The sequence below is a fragment of the Saccharopolyspora indica genome, from assembly GCF_027853965.1.
GTDB classification, from domain to species: domain Bacteria; phylum Actinomycetota; class Actinomycetes; order Mycobacteriales; family Pseudonocardiaceae; genus Saccharopolyspora; species Saccharopolyspora indica.
In genome coordinates, this window is the sequence record NZ_JAQGLB010000008.1 from 182,877 (window position 1) to 208,078 (window position 25,202).

The 25,202-nt window shown below is 69.3% G+C and carries 22 protein-coding genes, 2 tRNA genes and 1 other RNA gene; 16 read left to right on the top strand and 9 right to left on the bottom strand.

From position 1 onward, the window contains the following. Positions 1-51: 51 nt before the first annotated feature. Complete coding sequence (locus OU416_RS19480) at positions 52-1,077, top strand: YlbL family protein (protein WP_270928414.1); 1,026 nt, start codon at positions 52-54, stop codon at positions 1,075-1,077. 106 nt (positions 1,078-1,183) lie between these two features. Here the strand turns inward: OU416_RS19480 and OU416_RS19485 are convergent, their stop codons facing one another. After that, positions 1,184-1,711, bottom strand: a complete 528-nt coding sequence (locus tag OU416_RS19485) for a PPA1309 family protein (RefSeq protein ID WP_270928415.1) — start codon at positions 1,709-1,711, stop codon at positions 1,184-1,186. Positions 1,712-1,914: 203 nt separating this feature from the next. On the opposite strand from OU416_RS19485, the gene OU416_RS19490 reads away from it, so the two are divergent. From OU416_RS19490 to OU416_RS19500, 3 genes are all read left to right on the top strand, one after another. Continuing rightward, on the top strand, positions 1,915-4,803 hold the full coding sequence (locus tag OU416_RS19490; RefSeq protein WP_270928553.1) for a UPF0182 family protein: 2,889 nt from the start codon (positions 1,915-1,917) through the stop codon (positions 4,801-4,803). 153 nt (positions 4,804-4,956) lie between these two features. Continuing rightward, a tRNA-Met gene (locus tag OU416_RS19495) sits at positions 4,957-5,033 on the top strand. Between the two features lie 411 nt (positions 5,034-5,444). After that, a tRNA-Met gene (locus OU416_RS19500) sits at positions 5,445-5,518 on the top strand. A 61-nt stretch (positions 5,519-5,579) separates the two neighbouring features. Here OU416_RS19500 and OU416_RS19505 read toward each other — a convergent pair. Continuing rightward, positions 5,580-5,798, bottom strand: a complete 219-nt coding sequence (locus tag OU416_RS19505) for a hypothetical protein (RefSeq protein WP_270928416.1) — start codon at positions 5,796-5,798, stop codon at positions 5,580-5,582. Between the two features lie 344 nt (positions 5,799-6,142). On the opposite strand from OU416_RS19505, the gene OU416_RS19510 reads away from it, so the two are divergent. The 7 genes from OU416_RS19510 to ssrA all read left to right on the top strand — a co-directional run bounded on the left by OU416_RS19510 (position 6,143) and on the right by ssrA (position 11,710). Next, complete coding sequence (locus OU416_RS19510) at positions 6,143-6,640, top strand: PadR family transcriptional regulator (RefSeq protein WP_170210191.1); 498 nt, start codon at positions 6,143-6,145, stop codon at positions 6,638-6,640. Between the two features lie 106 nt (positions 6,641-6,746). Further along, complete coding sequence (gene prfB, locus OU416_RS19515) at positions 6,747-7,853, top strand: peptide chain release factor 2 (protein ID WP_270928417.1); 1,107 nt, start codon at positions 6,747-6,749, stop codon at positions 7,851-7,853. A gap of 284 nt (positions 7,854-8,137) precedes the next feature. Beyond that, positions 8,138-8,827, top strand: coding sequence for a cell division ATP-binding protein FtsE (gene ftsE / locus OU416_RS19520; RefSeq protein WP_093153212.1), 690 nt, complete (start codon positions 8,138-8,140; stop codon positions 8,825-8,827). Between the two features lie 58 nt (positions 8,828-8,885). After that, a complete protein-coding gene (ftsX, locus tag OU416_RS19525; RefSeq protein WP_270928418.1) occupies positions 8,886-9,782 on the top strand; it encodes a permease-like cell division protein FtsX in 897 nt (298 codons plus the stop codon). 98 nt (positions 9,783-9,880) lie between these two features. After that, on the top strand, positions 9,881-10,357 hold the full coding sequence (gene smpB / locus OU416_RS19530; RefSeq protein WP_270928419.1) for an SsrA-binding protein SmpB: 477 nt from the start codon (positions 9,881-9,883) through the stop codon (positions 10,355-10,357). Continuing rightward, positions 10,354-11,256 carry an amidohydrolase family protein gene (locus tag OU416_RS19535; protein ID WP_270928420.1) on the top strand — a complete coding sequence of 301 codons (903 nt, stop codon included), beginning with the start codon at positions 10,354-10,356 and terminating at the stop codon, positions 11,254-11,256. Before smpB ends, OU416_RS19535 begins: the two co-directional genes overlap by 4 nt. 83 nt (positions 11,257-11,339) lie before the next feature. Next, positions 11,340-11,710, top strand: a transfer-messenger RNA (tmRNA) gene (gene ssrA, locus OU416_RS19540). A gap of 327 nt (positions 11,711-12,037) precedes the next feature. On the opposite strand, the gene OU416_RS19545 is transcribed toward ssrA, so the two are convergent. Then, the gene (locus tag OU416_RS19545) at positions 12,038-13,132 is read right to left on the bottom strand and encodes an NAD(P)/FAD-dependent oxidoreductase (RefSeq protein WP_270928421.1); all 1,095 of its coding nucleotides are present in this window, start codon (positions 13,130-13,132) and stop codon (positions 12,038-12,040) included. A 99-nt stretch (positions 13,133-13,231) separates the two neighbouring features. Between OU416_RS19545 and OU416_RS19550 the strand changes: the two genes are divergently transcribed. The 3 genes from OU416_RS19550 to OU416_RS19560 all read left to right on the top strand — a co-directional run bounded on the left by OU416_RS19550 (position 13,232) and on the right by OU416_RS19560 (position 16,034). Continuing rightward, positions 13,232-13,651 carry a MarR family winged helix-turn-helix transcriptional regulator gene (locus OU416_RS19550; protein ID WP_270928422.1) on the top strand — a complete coding sequence of 140 codons (420 nt, stop codon included), beginning with the start codon at positions 13,232-13,234 and terminating at the stop codon, positions 13,649-13,651. A gap of 405 nt (positions 13,652-14,056) precedes the next feature. Next, on the top strand, positions 14,057-15,358 hold the full coding sequence (locus OU416_RS19555) for an MFS transporter (RefSeq protein ID WP_270928423.1): 1,302 nt from the start codon (positions 14,057-14,059) through the stop codon (positions 15,356-15,358). After that, entirely contained in the window at positions 15,345-16,034 is a 690-nt protein-coding gene (locus OU416_RS19560; RefSeq protein ID WP_270928424.1) for an aspartate/glutamate racemase family protein, read from the top strand. The genes OU416_RS19555 and OU416_RS19560 overlap by 14 nt, the downstream gene beginning before the upstream one ends. 46 nt (positions 16,035-16,080) lie before the next feature. On the opposite strand, the gene OU416_RS19565 is transcribed toward OU416_RS19560, so the two are convergent. The 5 genes from OU416_RS19565 to OU416_RS19585 form a co-directional block, all read right to left on the bottom strand. Beyond that, entirely contained in the window at positions 16,081-17,607 is a 1,527-nt protein-coding gene (locus tag OU416_RS19565; RefSeq protein ID WP_270928425.1) for an SMI1/KNR4 family protein, read from the bottom strand. 100 nt (positions 17,608-17,707) lie between these two features. Further along, positions 17,708-18,160 carry a TIGR03618 family F420-dependent PPOX class oxidoreductase gene (locus OU416_RS19570; protein ID WP_270928426.1) on the bottom strand — a complete coding sequence of 151 codons (453 nt, stop codon included), beginning with the start codon at positions 18,158-18,160 and terminating at the stop codon, positions 17,708-17,710. A 36-nt stretch (positions 18,161-18,196) separates the two neighbouring features. Next, complete coding sequence (locus OU416_RS19575; RefSeq protein WP_270928427.1) at positions 18,197-19,729, bottom strand: AMP-binding protein; 1,533 nt, start codon at positions 19,727-19,729, stop codon at positions 18,197-18,199. A gap of 136 nt (positions 19,730-19,865) precedes the next feature. Then, positions 19,866-20,594: an enoyl-CoA hydratase/isomerase family protein gene (locus OU416_RS19580; RefSeq protein ID WP_270928428.1), complete on the bottom strand. Its 729-nt coding sequence runs from the start codon at positions 20,592-20,594 to the stop codon at positions 19,866-19,868. Between the two features lie 18 nt (positions 20,595-20,612). Beyond that, a complete protein-coding gene (locus OU416_RS19585) occupies positions 20,613-21,044 on the bottom strand; it encodes an acyl-CoA thioesterase (RefSeq protein WP_270928429.1) in 432 nt (143 codons plus the stop codon). A gap of 100 nt (positions 21,045-21,144) precedes the next feature. On the opposite strand from OU416_RS19585, the gene OU416_RS19590 reads away from it, so the two are divergent. Next, entirely contained in the window at positions 21,145-22,785 is a 1,641-nt protein-coding gene (locus OU416_RS19590) for an amidohydrolase (protein ID WP_270928430.1), read from the top strand. 128 nt (positions 22,786-22,913) lie between these two features. On the opposite strand, the gene OU416_RS19595 is transcribed toward OU416_RS19590, so the two are convergent. Then, positions 22,914-23,615 carry a TetR/AcrR family transcriptional regulator gene (locus OU416_RS19595; protein ID WP_270928431.1) on the bottom strand — a complete coding sequence of 234 codons (702 nt, stop codon included), beginning with the start codon at positions 23,613-23,615 and terminating at the stop codon, positions 22,914-22,916. A 180-nt stretch (positions 23,616-23,795) separates the two neighbouring features. Here OU416_RS19595 and OU416_RS19600 point away from each other — a divergent pair, with 180 nt between their 5' ends. Then, on the top strand, positions 23,796-25,196 hold the full coding sequence (locus tag OU416_RS19600; protein ID WP_270928432.1) for an amino acid permease: 1,401 nt from the start codon (positions 23,796-23,798) through the stop codon (positions 25,194-25,196). Positions 25,197-25,202: the final 6 nt, after the last annotated feature.

The window sequence follows — 25,202 nt, forward strand, 5'->3', positions numbered from 1 at the left end:
GGTGCGAACACCGCACACATCGCCAACAGCGAACACGTACGCTGTCGCCTCGTGAACCGCCGTACCTGGACGCTGCTGACGAGCGTCGTGCTGGTTGTCGCCTTCGGCTTGCTCGGTGCGTTCGTCCGGGTGCCGTACGTGGCGCTCGGTCCCGGGCCGACCTACGACACCCTCGGCGTCGACGGCGATCGGCCCGTCATCAGCATCGAGGGCCAGCAGACCTTCCCCACCGGTGGTCACCTGAACATGACCACGGTGTCGGTGACCGACCAGCTGTCCATGTTCGGCGCGCTCAGCCTGTGGGCCAGCGGGCGCTACGCGCTGGCGCCGCGCGACCTCTACTTCCCGCCGGACAAGAGCGAGCAGCAGATCGAGCAGGAGAACACCGAGGCGTTCAACGACTCGCAGACCACCGCGGAGACCGCGGCCCTGCGCTACCTCGGCTACCCGATGAAGGTGATCGCCGGGCAGATCGTCAAGGGCAGCCCGGCGGACGGCATCCTGGCGCCGGGCGACCGGCTGCTGGCGGCCAACGGCCGGCCGGTCACCGATCCGCAGTCGCTCCGGGCGGCGCTGACCGGCACCAAGCCCGGTGATCGGGTGGAGATCCGGTTCCAGCACGCCGACCAGCCGGAGCGGGTGGCCAGCGTGCAGCTCGCGCAGGGGCCCGACGGCCAGCAGCAGGGCTTCCTCGGGGTGGCGGCGACCGAGCGGCCGGACGTCGGCTTCGACATCGAGATCAGCCTGGCCGACGTGGGCGGCCCGTCGGCGGGGTTGATGTTCACCCTGGCGATCATCGACAAGCTCACGCCGGGCGAGCTCAACGGCGGTCAGTTCGTGGCGGGCACCGGGGAGATCACCCCGGACGGCGAGGTCAACCCGATCGGCGGCATCCCGTTCAAGATGGTCAAGGCCCGCGAAGCCGGCGCCACCACCTTCCTGGTGCCCGCCGACAACTGCGCGGAGGCGAAGGCCCAGGCCCCGGACGGCCTGCAGCTGGCCAAGGTCGGCACCCTCCAGGAGGCCACCAAGGCGCTCGACGACCTCCGCGCGGGCAAGGCCCCGCTCAGCTGCTGACTGAGCCGGAGCCAGCGCTGATCAGCTGAGGAACTGCGCTCAGCAGGCCACTTCGAGCGCCGCGAAGGTTCACTCGAACGTGGCCGCTGATCGTCTGCTGAGGGGATCAGTCCGCGAAGGTGGCGTGCAGCGCGGTGATCAGGTTGGGGGCCAGGGAGCGGTCCTCGATGCGCTCGCCCTGCTCGTCGCCTTCGGTGCGAAGGCGCATCACGCAGGCCTCGCCGCCGTCGCGCAGCACCGCCGCGACCAGTCGCGCCTCGTGGCGCTCCGGGTGCTCGGCCGCGGCCTGCCGCGCCGCTTCCGCGTCGTCCGGCAGCTCGGCCTCCGCCTCCGGCGGCAGCACCACGATCTCCTGCACCAGTGCGCACCCGGCGACCTGCTCGGGCCACTCGATGCGGGCGAGGGCCTCGGCGAGGTCTTCCGCGGGCAGCGACTCCTGGGCGATCGGGGTGAGCGCCGAATCGGGGTCGAGCTGATCGGCCAGCCCCGGTTCGGCGGTCAGCAGGAGACGGGTGGGCACCAGGGCGAAGACCTGGGTGGGCTGGTCCCACCCGGCGGCGGCGACGAACTCCTCGATCTCGCGGGCGGCCGAGGGCAGCGCTGCGGTCAGGTCCTGCTCGGGGGTTTGCGGCATGCCGACCATGGTCGCACCGCCGAGGTGGTCCGGACGGCGCACCCCGGTGCGGCGAGATGTCGGATTAATCCACTTCGCGAAGCCCCTTCCAGGAACTTCACACCGGGGTCGTAGAGTTGAACATCACGAGGGCGGTCGGTGGCGTGGACACCGGCGCCGTCCCACCTGCCTGCTGATCGTCACCAGGAGCGTGCGCTGTGGCCATGCGGCCCCCGGTCGGAATGCCGAAACTGTCCCGGCGAAGCCGGATACTGCTGATCCTGGGCGGCATCGTGCTGGTCGCCCTGATCGCCGGATCGCGAATGCTGGGCACCTACGTCGACTGGCTCTGGTACGGGGAGGTCGGCTACCGGGGCGTCTTCACCACCCAGCTGTTCTCCCGCGCCGGGCTCGGGGTGGCCGCCGCGGTCTTCCTCGGTCTCGTGCTGGGCCTGAACCTGTGGATCGCCTACCGCAACCGGCCGGTGTTCGTGCCGGTCAGCGGCCCGGACGACCCGCTGGCGCGATACCGCACGGTGGCCACCGAGCGGTCCCGGCTGTTCGGGCTGGGCATCCCGATCGTGGTCGGCGTGATCGGCGGGCTGGCCGCGCAGGCCGACTGGCAGACGCTCCAGCTGTTCCTGCACAGCGTCCCGTTCGGCCAGGTCGACCCGGAGTTCGGCAAGGACATCGGCTTCTACACCTTCGAGCTGCCGTTCTGGCGGCTCCTGCTGTCGTGGGCGTTCATCGCGGTCACCGTGTCGTTCATCGGGGCGCTGATCACCCACTACATCTTCGGCGGCATCCGGCTGGCCGGCCGCTCCGGGCAGCTGTCCATGCCCGCCCGGGTCCAGCTGGCGATCCTGGCCGGGCTGTTCGTGCTGTTCAAGGCGGTCGACTACTTCCTGGACCGCTACGACCTGCTGCTGTCCCAGCGCAACTCGCTGTTCACCGGTGCCAGCTACACCGACCTGAACGCGGTGATGCCCGCCAAGCTGATCCTGATGTGCATCGCGGTGTTCTGCGCCCTCGCGTTCTTCGCGGTGATCTTCCTGAAGAACGTGCAGATCCCGGCGCTGGCGGCGGTGCTGCTCGTGCTGTCCAGCGTGGTCGTCGGCGCGGTGTGGCCGGCCCTGCTGGAGCAGTTCTCGGTGCGCCCGAACGCCAACCAGCGCGAGGCGCAGTCCATCGAGCGCAACCTGGAGGCCACCAAGGCGGCGTTCGGCATCGGCCCGGACAAGGTGGAGATCACCGACTACCCGGGGCGCACCCAGCTGCAGCCCAGCGAGGTGGCCGCGGACAAGGGCACCATCCCCAACATCCGGTTGCTGGACCCGAACGTGCTGGCCCCGACGTTCACCCAGCTGACCCAGCAGTACAACTTCTACGGCTTCACCGACAAGCTGGACGTCGACCGGTACCGCGACGCCGACGGCAACCTCCGGGACTACCTGGTGGCGCTGCGCGAGCTCAACACCGACGGCCTGGCGGTCAACCAGCAGAACTGGATCAACCGGCACACCGTCTACACGCACGGCAACGGTTTCGTCGCGGCGCCTGCCGACCGGGTCGACTCGACCTTCGAGGAAGGCAAGACCCAGGGCGGTTACCCGGTCTTCCAGATCAGCGACGTGGCCAACAACGGCCAGGGCGCCATCCCGGTCGAGCAGCCGCGCGTCTACTACGGCGAGCTGGTGGGCCGCAACGACTACGTGATCGTCGGCGGCAACGCGGGCGAGGCGCCGCGCGAGTACGACACCGACCAGCAGCAGTACACCTACACCGGCAAGGGCGGTGTCCCGGTCGGCAACCTGTTCCAGCGGCTGGTCTTCGGTGCTTACTACGGTGAGCGGAACTTCCTGTTCAGCGGCGCGATCGGCGATGAGTCGAAGATCATCTACGAGCGCAACCCGCGGGACCGCGTGCAGAAGGTGGCGCCCTGGCTGAAGCTGGACGGCGACCCCTACCCGGCAGTGATCAACGGTCGCATCAAGTGGATCGTCGACGGCTACACCACGCTGAACAACTACCCGTACTCGCAGCTGACCGAGCTGGGCGAGGCCACCAACGACACCCTCACCGGCGTCGAGCGGCTGCCGAACCAGCAGATCAACTACATCCGCAACTCCGTCAAGGCCACCGTCGACGCCTACGACGGCAACGTCGAGCTCTACGCGGTCGACGAGCAGGACCCGGTGCTCAAGGCCTGGGAGGGCGTGTTCCCCGGCGTGGTCAAGCCCGCCAGCGAGATCAGCCCCGAGCTGCGCGACCACTTCCGGTACCCGGAGGACATCTTCAAGGTGCAGCGCAAGCTGCTCACCGAGTACCACGTGGACAACCCCGGCGACTTCTTCTCCACCCAGACCTTCTGGGAGGTGCCGTCCGACCCGACCAGCCGCGGCAACGTCGCGGGCAGCGAGGGGCAGCAGCCGCCGTACTACGTGCTGGCGCAGATCGGTGAGCAGAAGGAACCGACGTTCCAGCTGACCAGCGCGCTCACGGCGCTGCGACGGCAGAACATGTCGGCGTGGGTGTCGGCGTCCTCGGACCCGGACGACTACGGCAAGCTCAGCGTGCTGAGGCTGCCGACCAACACCCTCACACCGGGCCCGAACCAGGTGCAGAACCAGATGGAGTCCACTCCGGAGGTCACCGAGAACCGCACCCTGTTCAACAACCCGAACGTCAACGCGATCTTCGGCAACCTGCTGACGCTGCCGGTGGCGGGTGGACTGCTCTACGTCGAGCCGATCTACATCCAGCGCAACGAGCAGGAGTCCTACCCGCAGCTCGCCAGGGTCCTGGTGTCCTTCGGCGGCAAGGTCGGCTTCTCCGAGACCCTGCAGGGCGCGCTGGACCAGGTGTTCGGCTCGGGTGCCGGCGATGCCACCCAGACCGAGGACCCGCAGCGCCCGCCGGGCCAGCAGCCCACGCCGCCCGGGCAGGACACCTCCAGCCCGGAGATGAGCAAGGCGGTCGGCGACATCCGGGCCGCGCTGGAGCACGTCCGCAAGGCCCAGCAGTCCGGGAACTTCGGTGACCTGGGCACGGCCTACCAGGAGCTCGACGACGCGATCCGGCGCTTCGAGCAGGCGCAGGGCAACGGCGGCTGACCAGGCGTTGAGCACCGCGGGGCGGGGACCGGGAACGGTCCCCGCCCCGCGGCTTTTCCGGGCCTCCGATCGGGTGGAAGATGGGCTGCGTCACTTTTCCGCCCTTACGATTTGCACTAAGCTTCGGCGGCCCGTAAGGTTAGGGACACACGACGCGGGGTGGAGCAGTTCGGTAGCTCGCTGGGCTCATAACCCAGAGGTCGCAGGTTCGAATCCTGTCCCCGCTACCATTCGGATGTTCAAGGGCCCCAGACTTCGTCTGGGGCCCTTTTCCCGTTGTCCTTATTTCCATACGGGGGCCGAGCCCCCGTAAACCCCCGCGGTGCGGTGGTCGCTTTTCGTCGGCTCCTTGCGGTGGGGTTCGTTCCCGGCCTGGGTTCGTGACCAGCCCTTCGTTTTGTTGTGGATCGTTTCCCGGGATGTTCGCGGGTTGGTCGCTGCTGATCGATTGCTCTGGCTCTGGCTTGGGTTGGGTTTGGGGTTGGTTGGTGGTTGGGGTTCTGGTTGTTCTTGGGTTGGGGTGTTTTTGCTGGTGGGGGGTGGTTTTTGGGGGTTTGGGGACCCCCCTGTTCCGGGGGTTTTTCGGGGGTGTAGAGTTAGCGGCACAACAGAAGAACGCAGCCGGTTCTAGAGGCTGCTGGCGCGGGGTGGAGCAGCTCGGTAGCTCGCTGGGCTCATAACCCAGAGGTCGCAGGTTCGAATCCTGTCCCCGCTACTATTCCGCAGAGAAAAGCCCCCGACGACGTCGGGGGCTTTTCTCGTTGTCGATTCCTCCGTCAGAGGCCTTGGGCCCACTGGCGGGCGCAGGCGGGGGAGCAGACCCTGCCATCGCCCTGGACCGCGCCGGTCGGGCGCATCGACCTGCCGCAGACCATGCAGGAGTCGGCTTCGCCGTCGCGCTGCATGGGCACCAGCGCCTTGGCCCGTTCCGCGACCTTGTTGGTCACCCTCGTCTTGCTCTCGCTGGCCTTGGTTCGCAACCAACTGCGATGCACTTCCCCGCACCTCCTGCTCGGTCGCTGGCGGCCGCCGACCGGTCGGCCCAAGAGCCACAGTGCTGGTGGTCGGCCGCGGTTGGGCAGCTCCAGGGCTCGATAGCACCTCATTGCGCCGCCAATAACCCCCATCCAGGCGAATCGCGGTCATGTCCGTCGCAATGCGTGCAGGCCGCGGCCCGGAACCGGCTGCGCACTGTGTCCGGTCCGCTCGGATGGCAGTCGTCCGGCCGCTGCGCCGATGGCGCAATCGTTCGTCCACTTGGACCAGTCCACTGCAACCACAGTGGACAGAACTGGCGACCATTGTGGACAGCTTCGCGCGGGCATGGCACCGTGGCAGTGTGACCGAGCTGAATGCGACATCCGCTGCCCTGTTGGGACTACTGCACGAAGGTCCGAAGACCGGTGGCCAGCTGGTTGCTGCTGCCACCGAGCGCTTCGGAGGGTTCTTCAGCGTGACCCGCAGCCAGGTTTACCGCGAGCTGCCCGCGCTGACCGACGCCGGCCTGCTCCGCCTCGGCAAGCAGGGGCCGCGCTCCAGCCAGCAGTACGCGATCACCGCGGCGGGCAAGCGCGCCTTCAAGTCGTGGCTGAACACCGAGCCCGGGCCGGACAACGTCCGCAGCCCGCTGATCCTGCGGCTGGTCTACTCCGGCTCGCTGACGCCCAAGCAGCGCGCCAGCCTGGTCGAGTCGGCCCGCGGCCAGTACGCGGTGAAGATGGACGAGGCGAAGAACGCGGCCAAGACCGCGGGCGACCCGTACGAGAAGGCGGCCGCGGACTTCACGGTGGCCTACAACCGGGCGATCATCAAGCTCCTCGACGCCATCCCGGACTGAGGGGCAGCCGGTGCTCGCACCGCCTTGCGGTGCGAGTGGCCGGGGAGAACGGGACAACGGGCCGTCCTCGTGGGCGGCCCGTGCCCGGTGAAGTACGCTGAGCACTGTGAATCCCGACGTCGCAGCCTCGCTCAAGGAACTGTCCAACACCCTCGAGGGCATCGAGAGCGTGATGGATCTGGATGCTCTGCGCGCGAATATCGCGGAGCTGGAGGCGGAGGCCGCCAAGCCGGACCTCTGGGACGACGTCGAGCACGCGCAGCGGGTCAGCAGCCAGCTGGTGCACCGGCAGGCCGAGCTGCGCAAGGTCACCGAGCTGCGGCAGCGCCTCGAGGACCTGGAAGTCCTCTACGAGCTCAGCGAGGACGAGGACGACGCCTCCGGGCTGGCCGAGGCCGACGGCGAGCGCGAGTCCCTGAAGAAGGATCTCGAGACGCTCGAGGTGCGCACCCTGCTCTCCGGTGAGTACGACCCGCGCGGAGCGATGGTCACCATCCGCGCCGAGGCCGGTGGCGTCGACGCCGCCGACTTCGCCGAGATGCTGATGCGGATGTACCTGCGCTGGGCGGAGCGGCACTCCTACCCGGCCGAGGTCTACGACACCTCCTACGCCGAAGAGGCGGGCCTGAAGTCCGCCACCTTCCGGATCGACGCGCCCTACGCCTACGGCAACCTCTCGGTCGAGCAGGGCACGCACCGGCTGGTGCGCATCTCGCCGTTCGACAACCAGGGGCGCCGCCAGACCTCCTTCGTCGGGGTCGAGGTGCTGCCGGTGGTGGAGGAGACCGACCACGTCGAGATCGCGGAGAAGGACATCCGGGTCGACGTCTTCCGGTCCTCCGGGCCCGGTGGGCAGAGCGTGAACACCACCGACTCGGCGGTGCGCATCACGCACATCCCGACCGGCATCGTGGTCTCCTGCCAGAACGAGAAGTCGCAGCTGCAGAACAAGGCCGCCGCGATGCGCGTGCTCCAGGCCAAGCTGCTGGCCCGCAAGAAGGAGGAGGAGCGCGCCGAGCTGGACGCCCTCAAGGACAGCGGCTCCAGCTGGGGCAACCAGATGCGCTCCTACGTCCTGCACCCGTACCAGATGGTCAAGGACCTCCGCACCGACCACGAGGTCGGCAACCCGGACGCGGTCCTCGACGGTGACATCGACGGCTTCCTCGAAGCGGGCATCCGCTGGCGCCGCCAGCAGCAGAGCGCAGCCTGATCGACACAGAGGGTTTCCAGGCTCGTTTTGCGTGGCGGTGCGGGTAGCGGAACCTCAGCGCCCGCCTGGACTGCGGGTGCCCGGCCTTATGTATGACCAATACACGGCGGCCGGGCCGTCCTCGCCAGGCGAACGCTGAGAACCCGCGGCGGTGCGAGCTGCGAGGGTGGGCTAAGCGGCTGCGCCGCTTCAAAGAACGAATCCTCACCGAGGTGATCTCCGGTAGTACCGCCGGTCCGGGTGAGTCGATGTCCCCCTGATGGACGCAGGTAAACTCACGCCCCGTGATCCGCCTTGAGCACGTGTCCAAGACGTACAAGACGTCGACCAGGCCCGCTCTCGACGATGTCTCGGTGGGCATCGAGAAGGGCGAGTTCGTCTTCCTCATCGGGCCCTCGGGGTCCGGCAAGTCGACGTTCATGCGCTTGCTGCTGCGCGAGGACGTGCCCAGCCGCGGTCGGGTCTTCGTCGCCGACTGGAACGTCGCCAAGCTGCCGCGCCGCCGCGTCCCGCGCCTCCGCCAGCGCATCGGCTGCGTCTTCCAGGACTTCCGGCTGCTGAACCAGAAGACCGTCGCGGAGAACGTGGCATTCGCGCTGGAAGTGATCGGCAAGCCGCGCAACGACATCCGCCGCGTGGTGCCCCAGGTGCTGCAGCTGGTCGGGCTGGACGGCAAGGCCGACCGGATGCCGCACGAGCTCTCCGGTGGTGAGCAGCAGCGCGTCGCGATCGCCCGGGCCTTCGTCAACCGCCCGCTGGTGCTGCTCTGCGACGAGCCGACCGGAAACCTCGACCCGGACACCAGCCAGGACATCATGCTGCTGCTGGAGCGGATCAACCGCACCGGCACCACCGTCGTGATGGCCACCCACGATCACTCGATCGTCGACTCGATGCGACGCCGCGTGGTCGAGCTGAGCCTCGGGCGCGTCATCCGCGATGACGCACGAGGCGTGTACGGCGTCGGCCGCTAGCCGCGCCCCCGCGGCCCTGAGCACACCACCCCCGACCGGCTAGGAAAGCTGACACAAGATGCGCGCGAGCTTCGTATTCAGCGAGGTCGTCAACGGCCTTCGGCGCAACGTGACGATGACCATCGCGATGATCCTGACGACCGCCGTTTCGGTCGGTCTGCTCGGCGGCGGTCTCCTCGTGGTCCGGATGATCGACAAGATGCAGGAGACCTACCAGGACCGCGTCGAGGTCGTGGTGTTCATGACCGACGACGTGAGCGCCAACGACAACGACTGCTCCCAGCAGCCCTGCGCGAACATCATGGCCGACCTCAAGCGCGTGTCCGGCGTGGAGTCGGTGCGGTACGAGAACCGCCAGCAGGCGTTCGAGAGCTTCAACAAGGTCTTCGAGTCCCAGCCCGAGCTGCGCGACGTCGCCCGCGCCGAGGCGATGCCGGCCTCGCTGCGCGTCAAGCTGAGCGACCCGGAGCGCTTCGGCGCCGTCAAGCAGGAGTTCAACGGCCGCCCGGGCGTGGACAACGTGGTCAACCAGGCCGACTACCTGGACCAGGTGTTCGGCATGCTGAACCTGATCCGCAACATCGCCTTCTTCATCGCGCTGGTGCAGGCGCTCGCGGCGCTGCTGCTGATCTCCAACACCATCCAGCTCTCGGCGTTCACCCGCCGCACCGAGACCGGCATCATGCGCCTGGTCGGTGCCACCCGCTGGTACACGCAGCTGCCGTTCCTGCTGGAGGCGGTGGTCTCCGGTCTGATCGGTGCGATCCTGGGCATCCTCGGCCTGTCGGGCTTCAAGGCGCTGTTCCTGGACCGGGTCATGTCGTCGTTCGGCGGCATCGTCCCCAGCGTCGAGTGGGGCGACGTCGCGGTGATCTCGCCGATCCTGCTGCTGGTGGCGGCGATCATCTCGGCGGGCACGGGCTACGTCACCCTCCGCCTCTACGTCCGCCTCTGAGACGTGCCGGAGGCCCGCGGTTCCAGCCGGAGCCGCGGGCCTCCGGCGTTCCCGGTCGGCTCCGAAACTCGGGTGACACGGCGGTTAGAGTTGTCGGCATGGTGAAGGAACGCGGCCGCAAGGTCATCGCGCAGAACCGCAAGGCGCGGCACGACTGGGCGGTGCTGGACACCTACGAGGCCGGCATCGCGCTGACCGGCACCGAGGTGAAGAGCCTCCGGCAGGGCAAGGCCCAGCTGGTGGACGGCTTCGCCACCGTCGACCACGGCGAGGTCTGGCTGCGCAACGTGCACATCCCCGAGTACACCGAGGGGACGTGGACCAACCACGAGCCGCGCCGCTCCCGCAAGCTCCTGCTGCACAAGCACGAGATCCTCCGGCTGGTCGGCAAGATCAAGGAGAGCGGGCTGAGCCTGATCCCGATGTCGCTGTACTTCAGCGACGGCAAGGCGAAGGTCGAGCTCGCGCTCGCGCGCGGCAAGAAGGCGCACGACAAGCGGCAGGACCTGGCCAAGCGCGACGCCCAGCGGGAGATGCAGAAGGCCATCGGCCGCGCCCGCAAGGGCATGCATTGACGGCGCCGCGCAGCGACGCCGAGATCCCGGCCTGGCTGACCGAGCTGGGGCTGCCCGGCTTGGTCGACATCCACACCCACTTCCTGCCCGAGCGCGTGCTGGACAAGGTGTGGGCGTACTTCGACCAGGCCGGTGAGCACTACGGCGTCGAGTGGCCGATCCACTACCGGTACTCCGAGCAGACCCGCCTGCGGGTCCTGCGCGAACTCGGCGTGACGACGTTCGCGCCGCTGGTCTACGCGCACAAGCCGGGCATGGCGGAGTGGCTGACGGGCTGGGCGGTGGACTTCGGGCACCGCACGCCCGGCGCGGTGCCGACGGCGACGATCTTCCCGGAGCCCGAGGTCACCACCTACCTCGCCGAGGCGCTCGACGCCGGCGCGAGGTGCGTGAAGATGCACGTCCAGGTCGGCGCCTTCGACCCGCGCGACGAGCTGCTCCAGCCCGCGTGGGGGCTGCTCGCGGAGGCCGGGATCCCGGTGGTCGTGCACTGCGGTCACGGCCCGCGCCCGGGCGCCCACACCGGGCTCGACGTGTTCGAGCAGGTGCTGCGCCGCCACCCCGCGCTGGTCGCGGTGCTGGCGCACGCCGGAATGCCGGATCACGACGTCGCGTTGGACCTGGTGGGCGAGTACCCGGGCGTGCACCTCGACACCACCATGGTCGGGGTCGCGTTCAGCGAGCAGTTCGCGTCGCTGCCCGCGGACTGGTCGGCGCGTCTGGCCGATCACGCGGACCGGATCGTGCTCGGCACCGACTACCCGAACATCCCGTACCCGTACGCCGAGCAGCTGGCGGCGATCGCGGGCTGGGCGGAGGCCGACGACCGGCTGGGGCCGGAGTTCCTGCGCGCGGTGCTGCACGACACCCCGGCGAAGCTGCTCGGCGCGTCTTCGTGATCGTTTCAGGGATATGGGAATGATCGCCGGGACGCGAGGCGTTATGCTGGGGTACACCGGTTCGAAAGCCGAGCCGGTAGCGAGGGGGTGAACGGTTTCGACTCCGTACGTTGATCCAAGGGAAGCGTGCCGGTGCAGGCAGGAGACCACCGTGAGCGTCGCTGCAACGTTATAAGCGCCGACAAGAGTCAGCGCGAGTTCGCCCTCGCCGCCTGAGCGAGGAGCGACTCTGTCGGACCGGGATTGCCTCCGACCCGGGATCCGGCATCAGCTAGGAGGCTCTTACCGCCAGGTCCGGTCGCGGGACCTGGTGGGACATCCAACAGCGACTGGGCTCGTCACATCGGCTAGTTCGCGAGACCGGTGGAGCCAAGCAGAGGCATAGCGGACTGCGCACGGAGAAGTCTTGGTGAAGCGACGGAGGACCCGGGTTCGATTCCCGGCACCTCCACCGAGTGAAAGGCGAGTGCTCGCGAAGAGCACTCGCCTTTCTCGTTTCCGGGTGTTCATCGCGGGGGCCGAGCCCCCGCGGGCCCCCACGGTGCGGGGGTTGCGTCTCGTCGGCTCCTTGCGCAGGGTGGCGTTCCCGGCCTGCTCTCGGACCAGCCTTCCGGTGGAGTTGTGAGCTCCCCGAGCTTCGCGAGATGGGTGCCTCTGCTCGCGCAGGGGCGCTTCGCTTTTTCTCGTTCCGGGTTTTTTCGCGGGGGCCGAGCCCCCGCGGCGGACCAGCTTTGTTGCGTGTCCGATTCACCTTGGTCTTGCCGGGTGTTGGTGATTGGTTCTACGAGTTCGGGCTTTCCTGGTGCAGCAGGAGGGCGTCGTAGGTTTCTGTGGTCAGGGTTTGGCCTTTGATCTGGGATGTTGTCGTTGCGTCCAGGACTCCTGTTTCTGCTGTGTAGGAGGCTCCTCCTGTTGGGCCCAGGGGGAGGGCTATGGCTGGTGGGGCTGCGGCGTAGGTGTTCTGGGTTCGTTGGTTCTGGAGCAGGGACTTGATGTTCTCGGCCGCTGTTGTGGCGTGGTCGCCCGCTGCTCTGGCCATCTTGGGTTCTGGGATGGCCGTGACGTCGCCGATGGCGAAGACGTTCTCGACTCCTGGTAGGCGCAGGTCCGGCTGGACTTGGATGGCGCCGTCGGGGTTGCGGTGCTTCGCGAGTTCGGGGGAGAGGTAGTCGCTGTTCGGCTGCACTCCGAAGCAGCGGAACCAGATGTCCGCGGTGATCTTCCGGTCGTCGTGGGCGATGGCCGTGAACTCCGCGCGTTCGCCGGGGGTCGTCGGCGGCTTCTCCCGCAGCGGGGAGCCGAGGAGCAGGTCCACTTCGAGGTCGGCGAGCTGGTTTCGGAGTTCTGCGCGGAATTCCGGTGGGAAGTCGGGGAGCAGGTCTTCGGCCGGGTCCAGGATGGTGACGCGCTTGTCCGGCCAGGCCGCTTTCAGCTCGCCTGCCAGTTCCAGGCCGACCGGGCCCGCGCCGAGCAGGAGCACGTGCTCGGCTCCGGTCAGCGCTTCGCGGGTGGCGCGGATGCGGGCCTTGGCCGCTGTTGTTCCGGTTTCGGCGGATTTCGCCGGGAACGGGTAGGTCGAACCCGTCGCCAGGACGACGTAGTCGGCCGCGATCCGGTCGCCGGACGCGAGCGCGACTCCGGTCGGATCCACCTCCACGGCGCGGTCGCGGACCACTCGGCCGCGGGTCAGCAGGTGGTCGTACGGGTAGAACAGGCGATCGGTCCAGGCCGGGTCGACCAGGCCGCGCAGGGCGGCGACGTTGTGGAAGAAGGACTCCCGGGGCTCGACGAGGACGACGTCGGCCACCGCGTCGAGTTCTCGGGCCACGGCGATTCCGGCGTAGCCACCACCGACCACCACCACGGTTGCGGACATGACTCTCCTAGTTGGTAATACGAACAGTTCGTAACACGAACCAAAGTAGTTCGTGCTCCGAACCGATGTCAACTAGACTTCGCCCCCGGAGGTGCGGTGGTGACCGAGACGATCGAGGAGCAGGGGCTGGCCGTTGCGATGGTGCGGTTGGCGCACCTCGTGCAGCACCACTTCGGGGAGGTCTCCCGCGCGCACGGGTTGACGCCGCAGCAGGCCCAGTTGCTGTGCCAGTTGATCGACGGGCCGGTCGGCATGGCCGACCTGGGGCGTCGGCTGCACCTGGAGAAGTCGAGCCTGACCGGCCTGGTCGATCGCGCCGAGCGGCGCGGCCTGGTCGTCCGGGCGCGCGACTCGCGCGACCGGCGGGCCTGCTCGATCGAGCTGACCGGCGAGGGTTCGCGGCTCGCTGTCCAGACCCATCAGGCGGTCTGCGAGGTCCTGGAGGCGACCGCGGCCGGTGTGCCGGTCGCGGAGCAGGAGCGCTTCACCGCGACTGCTGCCCGGATCGTCGGCGGCTGAACTTCTTCGGCACGGCCTGGGTCGTGCGCATCGCTTTCCCGTTCCGGGCTGTTTGAGGGCTGGGCCGAGTTCTCGCTCGCTGCCGCGCACAGGTGGATCGTCCGGAGTGGACGTCCTGGTGGCGAACCGTCCTGCGTTGCAATCGGCTTCGCGGCTTGAGGTGCTCCGTTCGGTCTGGTGGATGGGCGGTTTGCGGGCTACACTTCCGCATCATTCTGCAAAGTGAGAAGTATATTTCACATCGCGGAATCTCTATCCATGCAGCGTGGCATCGGAGGTAGGGCTGTGGAAACGGCATCCGGTCGGTCCGGGAGATCGTCCGACGGAAAGGTCGCCTTAGCCGACCAGATCGAGAACGCCTACGGTCGAATCGGCGTCACCAGTGCGCACAAGCACATCTTGATCATGGTCCTGATCGGCATCTGGTTCGACGCCCTGGAGCAGAACGCGGTCGGGCTCACCGGCCCCGTGCTGCAGGAGTCCTGGGGGCTCGGCGGGGCCGAGATCGGCTTCCTCAACACGATGACCTTCACCGCGACCGCCCTGGGGCGGCTGCTCACGGGCGTGATCATCGACCGATTCGGCCGGCGGAAGATGCTGATGATCAACCTGATCATCTTCGCCGGTGGTTCGCTGCTCTGCGCCCTGGCGCCGAACTACGCCGTGCTCGCGGCGGGGCGCTTCATCGTCGGGTTCGGGCTCGGCGGCGAGATCTCGGTCGCGGTCATCATGATGGCGGAGTTCTTCGCCGCCAAGCACCGCGGCACCGCGGTCGGCCTGATCAACGTGACCTCGGCCGGTCTCGGGAACATGCTGGCGCCGTTGTTCGGCATCCTGGTGTTCTCGGTCTTCGACGGTCCGGACAAGTGGCGCTGGCTGTTCGGGCTGCTGTTCCTGCCCTGCATCCTGATCATGTTCTTCCGCCGCTACGTGCCGGAGACCCCGCGGTTCCTGGCCGCCAGCGGGCGGATCGACGAAGCCAACCTGGTGATCAACCGGCTGGCCAAGGGTCAGCTGAGCGGTCCGATCGAGAACCCCGAGCAGTACCTGACCGCCACCGGTGCGCAGGAGCCGGGCAAGCCACCGCGTTCGGACTGGCGCGGTGTTCTGCGGGGCCGGCTGCTGCGTCGCACGGTGCTGCTCACCGTGGCGGTGTGCATGTCCTACGCCGCGCAGATCTCGATGCTGACCCTGATGCCCACGATCCTGGTGGCCAGCGGCCACGACCTCACCTCCAGCCTGAGCTTCACCCTGCTGATGCAGACCGGTTCGCTGGTCGGCGCGATCGCCGCGGCCTTCGGCGCCAGCCGACTGCCCCGCAAGAAGGTGCTCACCGGCGGCGCCGTCCTCGGCTGCGCGGCCGGGCTGTCGATCGCCGTGTTCTCCGATTCGCTGGCCCTGGTGCTCGCCTTCGGCTTCCTGTTCAACTTCGCGGTGATCATCGTGAACACCACGATCTGGCTGTTCGCGCCGGAGCTCTACCCGACCCGCGTCCGCGGCATGGGGACCTCGATCATCCTGGCGATGGGGTCGCTGTCCGGCGGGCTGTTCCCGCTGGTGGCCGGCCTGGTCTTCGACCTCAGCGGGCTGACCGGCATGTTCGCCATGCTGGCCGTGCTGTTCGTGGTCCTCGGCATCGCGGTCCAGTTCCCGCCGGAGACCTTCGGCAAGCCGATGGAGGAGGACGAGCAGAGTGCCCACGCCTGAGACCGCAGCGGTGCTCCTGGTCAACCCGAACACCAACCGGGCGACCACCGAGATGATGCGCGCGCTCGCCGCGAGATCGCTGCTCGGCAGCGGGCTCGAGGTGGACGCTGTCACGGCGGGAGCCGGCCCGTCGATGATCCTCGACCCGGTGGCGCTGAAGGAATCCGAGGAGCACGTCCGCGATGCCGTGCTGCGCGCGCTGGACGCCGCGGAGCGGGAGTACCTCGCCGTGATCGTCGCCGCGATCGGGGATCCGGGCCGCAGTCGGCTGGACGCGGAGCTCGACCTGCCGGTCGTCGGCATCGGGCAGGCGGCCATCGGTGCCGCGGGGAGGGAGGGGCGGCGGTTCGGCATGGCCACCAGCACGCCGCTGCTGGTCGATTCCCTCACCGCGCTGGTCGCCGAGCACGGGATGTCCGAGGGTTTCACCGGTGTCCGGTTGACCGAATCGGAACCGCTGGCGCTGGCTGCCGACCCCGAGCAGCAGTTCGCCGAGCTGGCCGCGGCGGTCGACCAGTGCACCGGGGCGGACCGCGCTGAGGCGGTGATCATCGCCGGTGGGCCGCTCAGCGAGACGGCCCGCCGGATCGCCGCCGCCCGCACCTGCGAGATCGTGGAACCCATCCCGAGCGCGGCCGAACTGGTGCTGCAGGAGCTGTGGACGGCCGGGAGCTGAGGACTCGGGAATCGCCCTGCGCGCAGGGCGATTCCCGAGCTCGGGCCTAGACGTCCGCAGTCGGCTGCTGGGCGGTGGTCCGGGTGTTCACCTGCTGGATCCAGCTGGCCACTTCGTCGTAGGACGGCTTTCCCGCCAGCAGCGCTGATTCGAGCGACGGCATTCGATCGGTGTGCACCCAGAGCTCCCGCCACTGCTCGTGGCGCAGCGCCAGGTGGCGCAGGTTCAGCTCGGCGATCGGTCGGAGATCGTGGGAGCGGCCTCGGGCCAGATCCAGGACTTCCAGTCGGGGAAGAGTGGTGAGCGGGCTCAGGTCGACCGGGTGGGGAGTGGTCAGGGTGATCGCTCGGAGCGTCGGGTGGGCGGTCAGCGGAGTCAGATCGATGTCCCTCAAGTCGATGTCGAGTGCTTCCACCGGGGCGTCGTGCAGCGCCGTCAGGTCGGCGGAAGCGCGGGACAGTTCCACTGCGCGCAGGAACGGGGCTCGGCGAGCTGGTTCGAGGTTGCCGTCGGTGACCCGCAGCCTCTGGAGGTGCGGACCCGCGCCCACGTGCGGATCCGGCACGGCGATCCGCAGGCCGCCGTCTCCATCGCGGCTGTGGTCGCCGCGGATCAGCGCGTCGACGTAGCGGCGGAGGAGGCTCGTCACCGAGTCGGCGACGTAGGTGGGTCCCTGGTGGTGGCTGGGGCCGATCCGGATGACCTGCCCGGGACGTCCTCCGCTCGCCGGGTCCGCGTCCACCGCGAGGTAGTTGCCATCGGTGCCGATGACGAACGGGATCCAGCCGGGTCGGTCCACCGACCGGCGGACCGTTCCGGGCGGGTCGGCGTCGTGGATGAAGGGCAGGAACGGGCGGTTTCGCCCGGTGCGCGGTGCCCAGTGGCGGTCACCTCGGTGCACCTCGGCCATCCCGGCCGCATCCATCCACCACGACAACCGCCCGAAGATCCCGAGCTGACCGTCGCCGTCGGCCACGCCGTACAACGCCCGCAGATCCGCTGGAAGCGCGACGTTCAGCGCGTTCTCCACGGCTTCCAGCTGCTCGGGTGGAAGCGGGGAGGGCAGCACGCCGAACGGGCTCTCCGGCACCACGCCGAGGATCTCGGCTCTGCGGCGGAGGTATTCCCGGAGCAGCTGGACGGCCTCGTCCGGATCGCCTGCCGGTGCGGGATCTGCCGGTCCGTCCTGCTCGTCGCCGGGGTCGGGTGGCGGTGCGTCCGGGGCGATCACGTGCAGGAAGCCGCGCTCGGGGTGCTCCACCCTGCTCACGTCGAGCCCGGTGACGGCGTCGAACCGTCCGGAGGCCTCGGCGGTCAGCCCGATGCTCAGGCCCTGTTCCGAGGCACCCGTCGCGCGGTACGCCTGGCGCAGGGCGCGTCGCAGATCCACTTCCGCGGTCTCTTCCGCACCGGTGGCCAGCTGGTAGGACACGGCGGAGCGGCCGACACCTTGCTTGTCGACGAATCCGTTCACCGCCGCCCGCACCCAGCCCTCCGGGGCGGCCCGGGTGATCTGGGCGCACATCTCGCGCAGAGCCTCTGACAGGTCAGCGGTTCTCGGTCCGGTCACCATGGGAATGCGCACTCCGTCCGGGAAACGACTCAGCGAGTGGTTCCTAGCACTCCGCCCTGTCAGCGCGCACCACCCGGGCGGAATGGGAGCCCGTCCGCTCCTAGACGTCGAGAGCCGTGCCGTACAGGCGATCCACCTTCAGCCGGATGACCAACCGGCGCTCGGCGACCAGCTGTTCCAGGAACGCACCTTCGTCCTCCGGCTTCGCCGCCGCCGGGATCATCGAGAGCAGTTCCCGCCCGACCGCGTCGCCGGGGACGGTCGTGATCTCGGAGGTCTCGGCCTCGCCTTCGGCGACGGCGAACGACCACACGTCGCCGCCCTGCACGTGGAGCGACGCACGCGGGTTGCGGCGCAGGTGCGCGACCTTGACGCGGTCGGCCGTCGTCGAGAACCGCACCACTCGGGTTTCGGGATCCCAGCTGTACACCATGGTGGTCAGGTGGGGGTGTCCGCTGCGCTTGACGGTGGCGAGCGTGCCGAACTGCTGCTCGCCGAGCAGCTTGGAAAGAGCTTCGTCGGAGAGCGTGCGAGGTGCAGGTCCTTGTGCCATGGCGTGATCAACCGCCGTGATCGCTTGGAGTATTCCCTAGGCCCACTGCTGGGTCTTCCGGTCGTACCTGGGCGATCGGTCCTGCGCCAGCTCGGTTCGCAGGGCTGCCTTGGAGACCCGTTCCGAGGGCGTCAGGGGCAGTGCGGCTCGGAAGGTCCAGTAGCGGGGCACCTTGAAGTAGGCGAGTTGTTCGCCGCAGAAGGCCGCCAGGTCTTCCGGAGTGCAGGTCTCGTCGCGGAGGACCAGGACCGCGTGGACCTCCTCGCCCCGCAGTTCGTCCGGTTCCGGCAGGACGGCGGCGATGTCCACCGCCGGGTGCAGCTGGAGCACGCGCTCCACCTCGCCCGCGGTGATGTTCTCGCCGCTGCGGCGGATCATGTCCTTGGTCCGGCCCGCGTAGTAGACGCGGCCCCGGTCGTCCATCCTGGCCAGATCGCCGGTGTGGAACCAGCCCGCGCGGAACGCCTGGTCGGTGGCCTCCGGGTCGCGGAAGTAGCCGTGCATCAGGCCGACGCCGCGGATCGCCAGCTCGCCGGTGGTGCCTCGCGGCACCGGTTCGCCGGAGTCGCCGAGGATCGCGATCTCCCGCCCGGCGATGGCCCGCCCGAGACAACCGGTTCCCACCGCGTCGTCGTGCTCCTCGGGCGTCATCCGGATGTCGCTGCCCGTCTCGGTCATGCCGAAGGCCTCGAACCACGGGACGCCCCAGCGCTCTTCGAGCGCCGCGTGCAGGTCGGCCGGAATCGCCGATGCGCTGATCGCGCGCACCCGGTGGTCCCGGTCGTGCGGTGACGGCGGCATGTCCAGCAGCAGCTTCGGCATCAGGCCGAGGCAGTAGAGCCAGGTGACCTCGTGCTCGCGGACCTTGGACCAGAACGTCGTGGGGTGGAAGCGGTCCAGCACCACGAGCCGGGCTCCGGAGGTCAGGCCGAGCGCGGTGTTCCACTGCGGATCGACGTAGTGGAAGGGTTGTGCGGTCAGGATGGTGTCCTGCGCGCTGATCCGCGGGAAGTCCTCGACCAGGCCGGCGGCCAGCGAGGTCCAGTAGCGGTGCGGCAGCACGCAGCCCTTCGGCGCCCCGGTGGTGCCCGACGTGTACTGGATGTTGGCGACCGTCTCGGGCACCGGTGCGGCGCTGTTCGGCGCCGCCGCGTCGGGGATCGGGATCGCGTCGACGTCGAGCACGTGCTGCAGGGACGTGGAACTCCTGATCCGCGCGAGGAGTTCCGCGTGCTGCGCCGTGGTCAGCACGACCTGCGCGCCGGAGTGCGCGAGCACGTGGGCGGCGTCGTAGTCCTGGTAGCGGATGTTCACCGGGACCACCGCCGCGCCCAGCTTGGCCGCGCCCAGCCAGGCGAGCGGGAACTCCGGCCGGTTGTCCAGCATGACCGCCACGCGATCGGACGCGGTGACACCGTGCTCGGCGAGCAGCGCGGCGAAGGCGTCGCTGCGCCGGTCGACCTCGGCGAAGGTCAGCTCCTCGCCGAGCGCGTCGAACGTCCACGCCACCCGTTCCGGCCAGCGCTCGGCCGCGCGGCGGACGAGATCAGCCAGGGAATGGTTGCTCACAGCTCCGCCTCTCCGGGATTCACAGTGGTGGTTGCGTTTCGGGGTTGATCTCGCGTTTTCGGGGTTTCTTGTGGCTGGGTTGCGTCACGGTCCCCTGAGGTGCGGTTGGGCAGGGCTGACGTTGACATCGGATTGTTCATCGGTCGGCCCTCAGCTCGTCGGTGCGGATTGCGTGCTGGATTTCCAGTGCCAGGGCCGATTCCACCGCGCTGTCGGTGCCTGCGTCGATGGCTTCTTTGGCCATCGCCAGCGGTGCCGCGGGCAGTTCGGCCAGGCGTCGCGCCCAGCTCATCGCGGTCGGCAGCAGCTCGTCGTCCGGGGTTACCGCGTTGACCAGGCCGAGGCGGTGCGCGGTGGCGGCGTCGAGCGGTTCGCCGAACATCACCAGTTCCTTTGCCCTGATCGGGCCTACCAGCATCGGCAGCAGGGCGGAGAGCCCACCGGTGGCGCTGAGCCCCAGACCGACCTCGGGGAAGCGGAACTGCGCGCTCTCAGCGGCCAGCACCAGGTCGCAGCCCAGGGCGAACTCCGCGCCCGCGCCCACGGCGTGCCCCTGCACCACCGCGATCACCGGGGCCGGGTTGCTGCGGATCCGGCGGGTGACGTCCTGGATGCGGTCCAGCCGGGCTCGCACGGTCGCGGGGTCTTCGGGTGGTGCTTTCAGGTCGTGACCGGCGCAGAAGGCGCGGCCGCGGCCGGTGAGCAGGACTGCCCGCGCCGTGCGCACGGAGTCGAACGCGGCGACCAGTTGTTCCACCAGCGCGGTGTTCACCGCGTTCAGGGATTCCGGTCGGTTCAGCCGGATCACGCCGATGTCGCCGTCGAGCTCGGTCTCGACCAGCGGTCCGGTGCGTGGTGCGGGCATTGTCGTCTCCTCGTGGTCTCAACCGGCCAGCAGGGTCGTCCGCCACTCCGGCATCCGCGGCGACCAGGGCAGTGGCCGGCCGTCGGCGTCGACCTTCACGATCGTGCGGGTGCCGGTGGCGTTGGGGGCTTCGGGCGGGCCGCAGCGGAACGTCCAGGTCGCGCTGGTCCGGCCGAGCTTCGTGAAGTGCAGCGCCACCAGCAGGTTTCCGGCGCTGCCGACGGGTGAGTGGAACAGGACGTCGAACCGGCGCACGACGTAGCGCAGGTCGGGGTGCCGGTTCAGCACGGTCGCGGTGTCGAAGCCGGCTGCGGCGAAGGCCGCGGTCTGGGCTCGTTCGACGTGCAGCGCGAAGCGCGCGTTGTGCAGGTGGCCGTTGGGGTCCAGCTCGTCGAAGTGGACCGGCGACCAGAAGTCGATCACGTGCGGTCCGCTGCTCGGTTCTGCCACGCCGCCTCCGAACTAGTCGATCGATCGATCGACAGAGTAGGGTCGGCGTCGTCCAGGGCGCAAGACGTGCGCGCCTGAACCGGCAGTCGAAGGATCATTCATGCAGCTGGACGTCCTGTTCACCAACGGCGACATCACCACCCTGGATCCCGATCGCCCCGCCGCGCGCCGGATGGGCGTGCTCGGCGGCGTGCTGGTCGGCCTGGACGACGACCTCGACGGCTGCACCGCCGCCGCCGTCGTCGACCTCGGCGGCGCACCGGTCGTCCCGGGCTTCCACGACGCGCACCACCACCTGAGCATGCGGGGGCAGCGCAGCCTCCAGCTCGACCTGCGGCCCAGCGCCGTCACCAGCATGGACGCGTTGCGCACCGCCGTGCGCGAGCACGCCGAGCGGCTGCCGGAAGGTGCCTGGGTGCGCGGGCACGGCTACGACCAGAACCGCCTCGGCGGTGCCCACCCGACCCGCGCGGAGCTGGACGCGCTGACCGGCGGCCGACCCGCCTGGCTCGCGCACAACTCCGCGCACATGGGCGTGGTCAACACGGCGGCGATCCGGGCGATGGGCTTCGCCGATCCCCGCGCCCTGCCCGACGTTCCCGGCGGCACGGTCGAACGCGACGTCACGGGCGCGCCCACCGGGCTGCTCACCGAGCAGGCCCAGTCCCTGGTGTACCGCGTGCTCCGGCCGCAACCGCTCGAGGACTTCGTGCGAGCCATCGAGCTGGGCTCGGAGGCCGCCCTGTCCGAAGGGCTGACCAGCATCACCGAGCCCGGCATCGCGGGCCGTCTCACCGGCAACGGCCCGGCCGACCTGCACGCCTTCCAGATCGCCCGGGAGCGAGGTGCGCTCGGGGTGCGCGCCACCGTGATGCCGGAGATGTCCGCGCTGCACGACGTCGACGGGGCCGAACCGGGCTTCGGGCTCGACCTCGGCCTGCGCACCGGACTGGGCGACGACACCCTGCGCGTCGGCGCCGTCAAGCTGTTCTCCGACGGTTCGCTGATCGGCCGAACAGCCTCGATGTGCTGCGATTATGCCGACGCGGCTGGCAATCGCGGGTTCACCCAGGACGATCCGGAGCGGCTTCGCGAGCAGATCTCCCGGGCGCACCGGGCGGGCTGGCAGATCGCCGCGCACGCCATCGGCGACGCGGCCGTGCAGCTGGTCCTGGACGCCTACGCCCGCGCCCAGCGGCAGACGCCCCGCGCCGATGCCCGGCACCGCATCGAGCACTGCGGCGTCACCAGCGATGCCCAGATCGCCGAGATCGCGCGGCTGGGCGTGGTCCCGGTGCCGCAGGGCCGGTTCGTGGACGAGCTCGGGGACGGGATCATCGCCGCGCTCGGTGCGGAACGCGCGCAGCTCGCCTACCGGCAGCTCAGCTTCCTGCGCGCGGGCGTCGAAGTCCCGGGCAGCTCGGACTGCCCGGTGGTGGAAGGCGCGCCGCTGCTGGGAATCCACGCGCTGGTGAACCGGGAAACCGCGGCCGGGCAGGTGCTGGGCGCCGAGGAACGGCTGACCCCGTTGCAGGCGCTGCGCGCCTACACCCGCGGCTCGGCGTACGCCGACCACCAAGAGCACCGGAAGGGCCGGCTCGCGCGCGGCATGCTCGCCGACTTCACGGTGCTCTCCGAAGACCTCACCCGCGTCGACCGCCGCGCGATCAAGGACGTCGAGGTGCTGGCCACCGTCGTCGGCGGCGAGATCAAGCACGACCGGCTCGGCTTGACCGGCTGACCGGACCACCTGCAACTTCCATTGAAATCAGACGTCCGATTTCAATGGAACTTGCGCCCCACGCCGTGCGTCGGGACCCCGGCACACCTTGACCCGGTGCGATTTCCATTGAAATCGCACCAGGCAGGTCAGCCGCGTGCCGCGCGGGCGCGCATGGACGGCAGCTGGATGTGCCAGATCTCCTCGACCAGGCCGTGGACGTCGGCGGCCTCGGGCAGCGCGGTCGAGGCGAGGCGGGTGGCCGGGACGCCGAGCAGCTGGAGCGCCAGCTGCGCGTGCGCCGTGGCGATCGCGTCCAGGTCCTCCTCGCCCTCGGGCGAGTACCACTTGGCCACGCCGGAGCACATCTCCAGCACCGCCATGCGCGCGAAGCGCTGGTCCGGAACCGCGAAGACGCCGCGCTCGCAGCCGTCCGCGACCGCGCGGCGCCAGAACTCCTCGTAGCGGTCGCGGATCTGCACGACCGTGCTCCGGTGCTCGGCGTCGAGCACCCCGAGCTCGTTGTCCACCACGGTCGTCTCGTCGCGGTGCAGCGCGTGCGTGAGCACGTGGACGTGGACCAGGCTGGCGATGATCGCCTGCGGCTGGGCGGCGTCGGCGGAGACCCGTTCGGCCGCCATCACCAGCCGGTCCAGGCAGGTCCGCATGATGGAGAACAGCAGGTCCTGCTTGGTGCCCATGTAGTGGTAGAGGGTCGCGGTGGAGAGCTGCGCGGCGTCGGCGAGCTCGCGGATGCCGGTGCCGTGGAAGCCCTGCGCGGCGAACAGCCGGACGGCCGCTTCCCACACCTGCTGCTGCGTGTCGTCCCCTGAGCGTCCTCGCCCGCTCATCGCCTCGCGCTCCCCTGGAATGCCGGTCGACTGATCGATCTGAGTGACCGCAACCGTACCGGCGACGAGGTGGCTGCATCGACCTCGGGCGGGCAAAGCCCTATTGACCTCCCGATTTCCGGCACCTATCGTGCATGGATCTCTCGATCGATCGATCGGTTGAGGCATCTTGGAGGCAAGATGAACGATCAATCGCCATCCGTTGAGCAGACCCGGACGACCGGTGCGCGCGGTCTGCGACCAGCGCTCCGGGACCGGCAGATGAGCATGATCGCGATCGGCGGGGTGATCGGCGCCGGGCTGTTCGTCGGCAGCGGCGCGGTCATCAACAAGGCCGGTCCCGCGGCGCTGGTGGCGTACGCGATCGCCGGGCTGCTGGTCGTCCTGGTCATGCGGATGCTCGCCGAACTGTCCGTCGCCGCACCGAGAACGGGCTCCTTCGCCAGCTACGCGTCGCGGGAGCTCGGCAGCTGGGCCGGACTGGCGATCGGCTGGCTCTACGCGTACTCGTGGAGCGTCACCGTCGGCGTGGAGGCCGTCATCGGCGGTGCGCTGCTGCACGGGATGCTGCCGGCGGTGCCGGACTGGGCCGCCGCGCTGGTGTTCATGCTGGTGCTGGCCGGCTCCAACCTGATCGCGGTGCGCGCCTTCGGCGAGGTGGAGTTCTGGTTCGCGCTGATCAAGGTGGTGGCGATCGTCGCGTTCATCGGGCTCGGCCTGCTGGCGATCTGCGGCCTGCTGCCCGGAGTGCCCGCGCCCGGTGGGGCGAACCTGTTCGAGCACGGCGGTTTCGCGCCCAACGGCTGGTACGCGGTGCTGCCCGCGCTGCTCGTGGTCTCCTTCGCGTTCAGCGGCGCCGAGGTGGTCACGATCGCGGCCGGCGAGGCGATGCGCCCGGCGGAGGCGGTGCGCCGAGCCGTCCGCACCACGATGGTGCGCATCCTGGTCTTCTACATCGGTTCCATCGCGGTGATCGCCACGCTGCTGCCCCACGACGCCGCCGGGATCACCGAGAGCCCGTACTCGGCGGTCCTCGACCGCCTGGGCATCCCGAACGCGGGCCTGATCATGGACGTGGTCGTCCTCGTCGCGGTGCTGTCCTGCCTGAACTCCGGGATCTACACCGCATCCCGGATGCTCTACGCGCTCGCGGGCAACGGCGAGGGCCCGCGGGTGCTGGCCCGGTCGAACGCCGCCGGGGTGCCGGTCCCGGCGGTGCTGGTGGTGGCCCTGGCCGGGCTGACGACGGTGGCGGCGAACTACTTCGTCAGCACCACGGCGATCTTCGACTTCCTGGTGGACTCCAGCGGCTCGGTGATCGTCCTGCTCTACCTGACCATCGCGGTCACCCAGCTGCACAGCCGGGCCCGAGCCGAGCGGGAGGGCCAGCACCTGCCGGTGCGGATGTGGGGCTACCCGTACGTGTCCTGGGCGGTGGTCGTAGCGCTGGTGGCGTTCCTCGTGCTGATGGTCGTCGACCCGACCACCCGCCACTCCCTGCTCCTCACCCTCTCCGTCGCCGCGGTCGCCGTGACCGTCGGACTGCTCCGGCAGAAGCGCCAGGTCCCGCCGAGGAGCTGACCGTCC

Coding starts and splice junctions, on each gene's coding strand:
- OU416_RS19485 (WP_270928415.1), bottom strand. CDS start 1,711: ATGCCGCAAACCCCCGAGCAGGACCTGACCGCAGCGCTGCCCTCGGCC.
- OU416_RS19490 (WP_270928553.1), top strand. CDS start 1,915: ATGCGGCCCCCGGTCGGAATGCCGAAACTGTCCCGGCGAAGCCGGATA.
- ftsX (WP_270928418.1), top strand. CDS start 8,886: ATGCGCGCGAGCTTCGTATTCAGCGAGGTCGTCAACGGCCTTCGGCGC.
- smpB (WP_270928419.1), top strand. CDS start 9,881: ATGGTGAAGGAACGCGGCCGCAAGGTCATCGCGCAGAACCGCAAGGCG.
- OU416_RS19545 (WP_270928421.1), bottom strand. CDS start 13,132: ATGTCCGCAACCGTGGTGGTGGTCGGTGGTGGCTACGCCGGAATCGCC.
- OU416_RS19555 (WP_270928423.1), top strand. CDS start 14,057: ATGGTCCTGATCGGCATCTGGTTCGACGCCCTGGAGCAGAACGCGGTC.
- OU416_RS19565 (WP_270928425.1), bottom strand. CDS start 17,607: ATGGTGACCGGACCGAGAACCGCTGACCTGTCAGAGGCTCTGCGCGAG.
- OU416_RS19570 (WP_270928426.1), bottom strand. CDS start 18,160: ATGGCACAAGGACCTGCACCTCGCACGCTCTCCGACGAAGCTCTTTCC.
- OU416_RS19580 (WP_270928428.1), bottom strand. CDS start 20,594: ATGCCCGCACCACGCACCGGACCGCTGGTCGAGACCGAGCTCGACGGC.
- OU416_RS19590 (WP_270928430.1), top strand. CDS start 21,145: ATGCAGCTGGACGTCCTGTTCACCAACGGCGACATCACCACCCTGGAT.
- OU416_RS19595 (WP_270928431.1), bottom strand. CDS start 23,615: ATGAGCGGGCGAGGACGCTCAGGGGACGACACGCAGCAGCAGGTGTGG.
- OU416_RS19600 (WP_270928432.1), top strand. CDS start 23,796: ATGAACGATCAATCGCCATCCGTTGAGCAGACCCGGACGACCGGTGCG.